At 62.9% G+C, this 7,065-nt stretch carries 6 protein-coding genes; all 6 read right to left on the minus strand.

Going from position 1 to position 7,065, the window contains the following annotated elements:
* A partial coding sequence (locus V7080_RS21860) for a hypothetical protein (RefSeq protein ID WP_334190497.1) occupies positions 1-219 on the minus strand: 219 nt, incomplete at its 3' end.
* Positions 220-299: 80 nt separating this feature from the next.
* Positions 300-1,655: an HlyD family secretion protein gene (locus V7080_RS21865; RefSeq protein ID WP_334190498.1), complete on the minus strand. Its 1,356-nt coding sequence runs from the start codon at positions 1,653-1,655 to the stop codon at positions 300-302.
* Positions 1,656-1,772: 117 nt separating this feature from the next.
* Positions 1,773-1,955, minus strand: coding sequence for a hypothetical protein (locus V7080_RS21870; protein ID WP_334190499.1), 183 nt, complete (start codon positions 1,953-1,955; stop codon positions 1,773-1,775).
* A gap of 223 nt (positions 1,956-2,178) precedes the next feature.
* Positions 2,179-4,068, minus strand: a complete 1,890-nt coding sequence (locus tag V7080_RS21875) for an ATP-binding response regulator (RefSeq protein WP_334190500.1) — start codon at positions 4,066-4,068, stop codon at positions 2,179-2,181.
* Between the two features lie 23 nt (positions 4,069-4,091).
* A complete protein-coding gene (locus V7080_RS21880) occupies positions 4,092-4,745 on the minus strand; it encodes a response regulator transcription factor (RefSeq protein ID WP_334190501.1) in 654 nt (217 codons plus the stop codon).
* Between the two features lie 811 nt (positions 4,746-5,556).
* Complete coding sequence (locus V7080_RS21885; RefSeq protein ID WP_334190502.1) at positions 5,557-7,014, minus strand: aldehyde dehydrogenase family protein; 1,458 nt, start codon at positions 7,012-7,014, stop codon at positions 5,557-5,559.
* Between the last annotated feature and the right edge of the window lie 51 nt (positions 7,015-7,065).

A 7,065-nucleotide genomic window follows, 5' to 3' on the forward strand; every position in this document is an offset into this window, starting at 1 on the left:
CCCACCGCCGCCGCCGCCCGAGATGGATCCTGCATAGCTGTACGCGCCGGCGAAGGCGTCGAAGCTGTAGGAAGGAGTGCTGTTAAACGTGCTGAATCCGACATCTCCCCAGTCCTGTGTGAGGCCGCCCGGCGCCGGGGCAGGACGGTGCGGAACACCGTAGTCCGTTGCAAAAGCTCCAACGACTGCCGTGCATTCGGCGTATGTCATTTCCTTCATTTTTGATGTTTCCTCTATAAGTAGCTCGTCGTGGTGAAAAGGGTGTCGTTGCACGCGAGCCGTCATGCAACCCCCGCTGATCAAGAAGGCTGGTTGCGTGGGCGTTCTGGTGCGCTCCCCATCACCTTCAGGTGGCTGGACGCCGCCAGCACCGGCTCCAGTACCCATTCCCAGACCGCGCGGCGGTCCTGCAGAACGTCGGCTTCCAGCGCCATGCCGGGTTTGAGCGGCTTGACCTGTCCGTACGTAGTGATCGTCTGTTGATGCAGCTTTGTTGTGATTCGGTACAGCGGCTCGCTGCTCTGCGCCGCCTGCGACAGCGCCAGGGCCTGGCCCGGCGGCAGGTCCTGCGGGCTGATGGGCGTACGGCTTACCGATACGATCTCGCCTTCAGCCATGCCGAATTTCTGATACGGGTAGGCGGCGTAGCGCAGCCATACCTTCTGTCCCGGCTGCACGAAGCCCGCCGTGCGGCTGGGCGCATAAAGGTGCGCTTCGATTTCGCTCGCCGCCTTCGCGCCGCGCGGCACCAGGGTCGCCATGGTCTGGCCCGGTTGCAGCGCCTGGCCGGCATGCACGGTCAGCGCGCTCACGGTCGCCGCCTGTGGCGCCTTGATGACGATGCGTTCCCGGGCCGCGTTCTCCGTGGCCTCCTGGTCGAGTGACGCCAGGCTTCGTTCGATCTGTGCGAGCTGGGTTTGCAGTCCGGTGGCGTTGGACAGCCGCTCCGCCGACAGCGACTGCGCATCGCGCTCCAGCGCGATCAGCGCGCGCCGCGCCTGGCCTTCGCGCGCCTGCAGGTCCAGCAGTTCTTCCTGCTTCTGCTGTGCCTGGATGTCGGAGACAAATCCTTCCCGGGCCAATTGCCGGTAGCGCTCGACGCTTTTGTCCGCCAGGTTCATGCGCCGCTGCGCGGTGTCGAGCTCGCCTTCGGCTTGGCGGCGTTCCGCGTCCAAGCTGCGCAGGCGCTGGGCCAGGGCATCGTCGCGTTCCCGGGCGTGGCGTTGTGCGAGCTGGCGTTCGGCATCGATCGCGGTGCGGCGTTGCTGCAGCGTATGCGCGATGAGCGTGCCGAGCTCGCCTTTGGCCGTCGTGCGGTCGGTGGAGAGCACGGCGAGCACCTGTCCCGCGTCGACGGCATCACCCTCCTTGACGTTGACCTCCAGCAGCACGCCGGGTTGCGGCACGGTGATGTTGAGTGCACCCGAGGCCGGCATCAGCAGCCCCGGTAAACGCGCCTTGCGCGTGATCTCGCCCCAGGCGGCAAAGGCGGCAAACGCGGCGGCCAGCACGAGCGCGGTACCGGTAACGAGCGTGAAGCTCGGTGGCCGTCCGATGCGGATGGTGCCCAGCCATTGCGATTGCCGGGCTGAAAATACTTCATCACGAAACAGCTTCATTGCGATGCCTGTTGACTGAAAAGCTCCGGCTTTCACTCATTGCCGCGAAAAGCCCGGATGAAACCTTCGACGGACAGCCGGCCTGCTCCTTTCTCGAATCAGGGAAGGTGCGGAGCAGGCCGTATCCGTACTGGACCTGATTACGCCGGCGTATTACTCGCCGTTATGGTCTTCGACGTAAGGGAAACCACCCGGAGGCATCCAGTAGCTCGATTCACTGTCGCCACTACCCGTGGTGACATAGATCCAGGACGAAGGCGGGACGAAATAGTTGTGTCCGTCGCCGCCGTCGCCGCCGGCGATGAAGGCCAGCTCTTTGCTGTTCAAGAGATGCATGTTTATTCCTTTGGTATGAACGGCTTCAAATAACGCATGAAGCCTTCGCGGTTCCCCTGTCGCCGGTCGGGCAAGGTTTGCAGGCCTGCCATCTGCGTCGCATGATGTCGACGCAATGGGCGATGTCGGGAACAGGCAAGATTCTGTAGGGAGCAGGTGGCACTTGAAAATTCTCCCGGAGTGCTAGTACCTCGGGAGTACCTGGCAGACGAATATGCCGTGGTCAGTGGCGCTCGCCCGCGGGGAAAACGCGTTGCAGGGCGGCAGCCAGAGCAGCCGGGTGAAGCGGTTTTGCCAACACGGGAATGGCGGCGGAGAATGACTGCGGCACGGCTGCGGGCTCGGCTGTGACAAGAACGGCGGGGATGTCTTCCTGCGTCAGTGCCCGGACCCGGGCGACGGCGTCCGGTCCGGTGATACCGTCCCCCAGGCGATAGTCGCTGATGATCAGGTCTGGCAGGCGCAAGGTCTCATCGACGATGGCCAGCGCATCGGAAATCGTGCCCGCACTGAGCACCTGGCAGTTGAACGTCGTCAGCAGCGTGGCCATGCTCTTGAGCACCATGGGGTCATCATCAATCAGCAGCACAAGGCGCCCGTCCAGCAGAGGTGCCAGTTGCACCGCCCGCGGGTCGTCCGCATCGGCGATTGCGACCGGAATGCCGATCTCGAACAACGATCCCCGGCCTGGACGAGAACGCACGCGCAGACCGTGGCTGAGGCGATGTGCGGTGCGCTGCACGATCGACAAGCCCAGTCCCAGCCCCTGCCTGCTTGAGCGGGCGGTGCGGCAAACCTGGAAGAAGTCCTCAAAGATCTTGTGACGATTTTCGCGCGCGATGCCGATGCCGGAGTCCCACACCTGCACCCACAAAATGCTCCCACGCCGACGGCAGCGTATCCGCACGCAGCCGGTCGTGGTGTAGCGAATGGCGTTGGCGACCAGGTTCGAAACGATGCGCTCAAGATGAAAAAAGTCGCTGTAGACACGCACGGGCGAGTCGGCCAGCGCCAGCTTCAAGCCCTTGGCCTGTGCCTGCGGATCGAACTGCAAGTGCACGCGTTCCAGCATCTGGTTGATCGGGAACACGGCGAGCTGCAGGGGAACGGTCCCGGCATCGAGCCTGGATACTTCCAGCAAGGCACCCAGCAGGTCTTCCATGGATTGCACCGATGCGCCGATCTGCTCGATCATGTCCGCATCCGCCCAGCCACGCCGGCGGAATGCCGCGACCAGCAGGGCAATCGAATGCATGGGCTGGCGCAGGTCATGGCTGACCGACGCCAGGAAAAATGTCTTCGCCACGCTGGCGCGCTCAGCTTCGCGCCGTTGGTGACCGAGCTCCTCCAGCAAGGCCTTGCGTTCTTCCGCAACCAGCATCGCCTGCGTGATCGACGTGTTGTGAACGCGGGCGAGCCTTACCAGCAACGCCACGGCAATTGCGAAGCCGGCACCGGTTGCCATGCCCAGAACGCCGCTGCTCAAAGCCAGGGAAGTGCTTGCGAGCAGCGCGCAGGGTACGGCGAACAATGAGATGCCGGCCCGGTAATAGGCGAACAGACTGACCGATCCGGCAATCACCATCAGCAGTCCGAGGGCGACGTATGGCACGGCCTCCTGCGGCATGGGTATGAACATGACGGAGCCCCACATGACGCCATGCACCAAGAGCCCGGGGAGGAAACTGGCTTGCCAGGCGTACAGGTCGTCACCGGCGGGCGTCGCGCGCATGAACTTCGCATGATTCACGACCGCATAGCCGACCAGGGCAAGCGAGCACCCTGCCCACGCGATCAGGTACGGTCGCGTGGCGACTGGCCACAACGCCAGCAGGAAGAGCACGACGGCAAGTGCCGTTGCCGCGAAGTTCGGTTGCGATTCCCGCATCATCGTCAGGAACTGCGTGTCGGTGATCGCTCGGGGCAACGGGGAAGCGCCGGCTGGCAAGTCCGCACCGGACCTTCCGGCGGTCCGGCGCCATGGCGACGTCAGGTCGTTGACAGTCTCGATGAATCCCGAGGCAATGCCGCGTAGCCACCACCTCGCTTGCGATCGGACGTCATTGAGCCGGCGCCGGGGCGCTGAAGTGACGGCTTTCGTTTGCAGCTCCACTGCAGATGGGTCAATGTCCCGGCTCATTGATCCAGCACGATGCCCAGGCGCGCCACTTCGACGATGGCGCCCACGCGCGAGGTGACGTTCAGGGCCTTGAGGATCGGCTTCACATGCTGCTTGATGGTCGACTCGGCGATGCACAACTGTTTCGCGATCGCCTTGTTCGACTTGCCCTGCACGATGAGCCTGAAGACCTGCATCTGCCGATCGGTCAATCCGAGCTCGGACAACTGCATCGCGGGGCGCGTTGATTTGCGGAGTGAGGGAGCCGCCGCCTGGTTCCCGAAGGTGACGGGCGGGACGTAGATGCCATGGTTCAGAACGGTTTGAAGAGCTGCCTGCAAGGCGTCGAAGGAGGTGGTCTTGGGGATGAAACCCATTGCGCCTTGTACCAGCGCATCAAGGACAGTCCGTGGGTCCTCCTGCGCGGACAGTACCACGGTCGGCAGATGGTCGTTTTCCTGCCGGAATTCCGACAAGGCATCAACGCCATGCCGGCCCGGCAGGCCCAGATCAAACAATACGAGATCGATGTCATCGTGCCGTGTCGTCAAGTGCAGCGCATCATCCAGGTTGCTTGCTTCAATGGCGGTCATGTCCGGATTCAGCTTGAGCAGCAGAAGTTTCAGGCCCTCCCGGAAAAGCACGTGATCGTCGACAATCAGGATCTTCATCGTATTGTTGTTGTTAGTAAGGGCTTGGACCGTCGGCGTCGGAAATTGCGTGGCGCAGCTGTGCCGGATGACCGGCGCGGCCACTCGGATCAGTGTTGGCAGGCTGTTAGCCGTCAGACATCGTCGGGTATCAAAGAAGCATTCCCGCCTCTTCTACCGAACACTGTGCAGGGTTGTCCGGCTGCGTCGAAAGGCAGTCGCCGCTGTCGCTCTTTCACTTCTTCGATGCGCGCGTTGAATGCACGGAATGCGACGACGCTGCTGATAACGAGGTGTTCCATGCTCTTCTTTGCAAAATCGTTATGCCGAACCTTGTTCCTAACAACGATGCAACGTGTGCATTGCAGTTCAGCCTCAGGCTTCGTTGTCAGGAGGGGAAAGACGCGAGAGCGCCACCTTAGCAATTCGATGTATTTTTTGCAAGTTTCGATTGCCATGCTTTTCGACGATGCCGGGCCGTTTGGATGGAGTCATGCAATCACTCCTCTGCATGAAGAAGCCAGAAGATTGCAATCTATACCTGTTCGCTTTCAGGATGTGGTTCGGGGGTGCGAGCTTGACGAAGCGTCCTTGTTTTGCTGGCCCCGCGCCATCACGATGGCGGCGCGTCGATACGTGGCGGAAGGCGGAAAAGGGTTCCGGACGGCGGCAGACTTCATCGCGCCGGGGACGCGGTCAGGAGGAAAAGGGAGGCGTGCGCAATGCGGTTCGATGCATTGGTTCCGATGCACGCATGCCGCAAGCAGGTCGTATGTGGTGCAGTCATCGCAGCATGCCGCCGCAGTGACCGCACCCGGATCGCAATGCGTGCTTAGTATGGCGCCTTCGACGTCAGGCTCGCCGCGTTCGGCTTGAACTGCAGCGATTTGTACTCGAGGAACTCTTCCATCCCGTACGGCCCCATCTCGCGTCCGCGGCCGGACTGCTTGTAGCCGCCGAAGGGCGCGAACAAGTTGAACGAGCCGCCGTTGATATCCACCTGCCCGGTACGCAAACGTTTCGCGAGTTTCTGCGCGCGTTCGTCGCTGCCGGCCCAGACGCCGCCGGCCAGGCCGTACAGCGTGCCGTTGGCGATCCGCACCGCTTCGTCTTCATCGCGGTAGGTGATGATGGACAGGACCGGCCCGAAGATCTCTTCCTGCGCGATCGTGCTGTCAGGCTTCACGCGGCCGAAAATGGTCGGTTGCACGTAATAGCCTTTCGGCAGGTCGGCCGGCGCATCCGGTCCGCCGCACAGCAGTTCGGCGCCTTCGTCGATTCCTTTCTGGATATAGCTGCGCACGCGTTCGCGCTGCGCGTCGGAAATGAGCGGGCCGAGCTTTGCCGTGCCGCCGAAGGGGTCGCCGATGGTGAAGTTCTTCGCCACCTCGACGGCGATCTTCGCCGCTTCTTCATAACGGGATTCGGGCACCAGCATGCGTGTATGCGCGGAGCAGGTCTGGCCACTGTTGAGGAAGCATGCGGTGACCGTGCCCTTGACCGCGGTCGGCAGGTCGGCATCGTCGAGGATCACCGATGCGGATTTGCCGCCCAGTTCCAGCGCGACGCGCTTGATGGTGGCCGATGCCACTTCGGAGATGCGCTTGCCGGCGCGGGTCGAGCCGGTGAAGGACACCATGTCGACATCCCGATGAGCCACCAGCGCCTCGCCGATCACCGGGCCGACACCGCTGACGAGATTGAACACGCCCGGCGGCACGCCGGCGGCATCAATCACCTCGGCGAGAATGAAGGCATTGAGCGGCGCGACTTCGGATGGCTTGAGGACCACGGTGCAGCCGGCGGCCATGGCGGCGGCGACCTTGGCGGCGATCTGGTGCAGCGGGTAGTTCCACGGCGTGATGCAGGCCACCACGCCGACCGGCTCGCGCACCACGCGCGAATTGCCGGTCACTTCCTCCCATTCGAACTCGGTCACCATCTTCGCGTAGTAGCCGAAGTTGGCGATCGGCGAGCCGACCTGGATCTGGGCCGACAGCTTGAGCGGCATGCCGACCTCGCCGGTAATGGTCTGCGCGAGTTCCTCGCTGCGCGCTTTCAGGCCTTCATGGATCTTGCGCAGGAAGCCGGCGCGATCGCTCGGTGGTGTGGCGCTCCAGCCGTCGAATGCGGCGCGGGCAGCGGCCACCGCCGCGTCGGCGTCGGTCTCGTCGCCTTCCGGGATGGTGGCCATGACTTCCTCGGTCGAGGCATTGATAACGGGGATGGTGTTGCGGCCGGATGGGGTGACCCATTGGCCGTTGATGTAGAGCTTGTCGCGGGTTTGCATGTTGTTTGTCTCCAGGAGGAATTCGATCGGATAACCAAACTATGGTCCAAC

It is taken from the genome of Noviherbaspirillum sp., assembly GCF_036846085.1.
Lineage (GTDB): Bacteria > Pseudomonadota > Gammaproteobacteria > Burkholderiales > Burkholderiaceae_D > Noviherbaspirillum.

Coding starts and splice junctions, on each gene's coding strand:
- V7080_RS21885 (WP_334190502.1), bottom strand. CDS start 7,014: ATGCAAACCCGCGACAAGCTCTACATCAACGGCCAATGGGTCACCCCA.
- V7080_RS21880 (WP_334190501.1), bottom strand. CDS start 4,745: ATGAAGATCCTGATTGTCGACGATCACGTGCTTTTCCGGGAGGGCCTG.
- V7080_RS21870 (WP_334190499.1), bottom strand. CDS start 1,955: ATGCATCTCTTGAACAGCAAAGAGCTGGCCTTCATCGCCGGCGGCGAC.